Here is a 410-nt window from a genome sequence, read left to right as displayed (position 1 = left end):
GAAAAGGTGATTGGCCTTGTAAGCCAGCTGATCTCTCCGGACCAGACGGTCCGCATGGAGGAGAACGGCTATACCCCCAGCGCCAGAAGAGTGCTGGAGAACAGCTATAAAGAGGCGGTTCGTTTTAAGGCAAGGCTGATCGGAACCGAGCATCTGCTGATTTCCATCATACGGGATAATGACTGCGTGGCATCGAGGCTGCTCAATACCATCGGCATCAGTATCCAGAAGCTTTATATCGACGTTCTGGCCGCCATGGGTGAGGACGCGCCTGCCAACAAGGAGGAACTTCTAAAGGGCTCCAGGACAAAGGGAAGCACGCCGACACTGGACAGCTACAGCCGCGATTTAACGGCGCTTGCCAGAGAGGGCAAGCTGGATCCTGTCATTGGACGTGAGACGGAGATCAA

1 protein-coding gene is annotated in these 410 nt (G+C 54.9%); it reads left to right on the top strand.

Going from position 1 to position 410, the window contains the following annotated elements; genetic code table 11:
* The coding region (locus NE664_14800) for an ATP-dependent Clp protease ATP-binding subunit ClpC (GenBank protein MCQ4727904.1) at positions 1–410 on the top strand (410 nt) is incomplete at both ends.

This window comes from Anaerotignum faecicola (assembly GCA_024460105.1).
In the GTDB taxonomy this organism is placed as follows: domain Bacteria; phylum Bacillota; class Clostridia; order Lachnospirales; family Anaerotignaceae; genus JANFXS01.
This window is presented reverse-complemented; position numbering and strand designations above follow the sequence as displayed.